Source organism: Pseudoalteromonas sp. SG44-1 (genome assembly GCF_014164315.1).
Lineage (GTDB): Bacteria > Pseudomonadota > Gammaproteobacteria > Enterobacterales > Alteromonadaceae > Pseudoalteromonas > Pseudoalteromonas rhizosphaerae.
Window position 1 is genome coordinate 1 of sequence record NZ_JACJEW010000205.1, and the last position, 805, is coordinate 805.

Sequence of the window (805 nt, forward strand, 5' to 3'; positions counted from 1 at the left end):
AAAAACATAACTGCAGATACCATTAGCAAGAAGCTTAGAGCAGTAAATAAATTTGACCACCCTCCAAACCATGAAATAGCCAACTGCTTACCATCGCTCTCTACCCAATGTCCCTCAAGCGTTGAGCCACTATCTGGGGATGAAAGCTTTGCTGCATATTCATCAGTAAAACGCTTACTTTTAAATGTGCGGGTTTTAAACCCGCAGCCATTGAGTGCTTCGGCTTTTTTTAATCGCGTTTCATAACTGTCTTTATGCAAATAATCTCTAGGCAGTTTCTCTTTATATGTTGCTCTATTATCACGGTATTTACTTTTGTTTTCGCCTCTCCTTTCGATTTCTGCCATTTTCTCTGGGTTATTTTTCTAAATTCTTCTAATCGCACCACCGCCTCTTCATCTAACGCCAGTTGCTTTATGGTTTTGTCTTTTGCTCTTGTAGGGTCTCGATTTGGGTTTTCAGCGCACCACTGGTTAATTGCGTTAACACGGTTTTCTCTTTTTATTTTTTCCCGTTCTTCATGAGTTAAACCGTCTTTTTGTTCAGCAAAATAGCGCTCAAGATCCTCATCACTAATAAGGTTATCAATTAAGTCATCAAGTTCGCTTGATTTCTCTGAGCTTTTATCATTACTACTCATTGTTACTCCTTTATTTGCTGTACTTCATTATGTATTGTTTTTACAACTCAACTTATTAAAACTTGGCTTTTTTATAATTTACCCTTTATAAATGAATGATGGCTTGGCTAATGACTTGGCCAATGCGGTGGCTATACTTGCGCTCATCGCCCCAAGAAAAGAACC

The 805-nt window shown here is 38.3% G+C and carries 1 protein-coding gene and 1 pseudogene; both read right to left on the reverse strand.

Annotated elements, in window-relative coordinates; genetic code table 11:
- A pseudogene (locus H5187_RS23785) lies at positions 1-260 on the reverse strand (hypothetical protein); the annotation flags it as partial.
- A complete protein-coding gene (locus H5187_RS23790; RefSeq protein ID WP_182798503.1) occupies positions 230-640 on the reverse strand; it encodes a hypothetical protein in 411 nt (136 codons plus the stop codon). The gene H5187_RS23790 and the pseudogene H5187_RS23785, both read right to left, overlap by 31 nt.
- Positions 641-805: the final 165 nt, after the last annotated feature.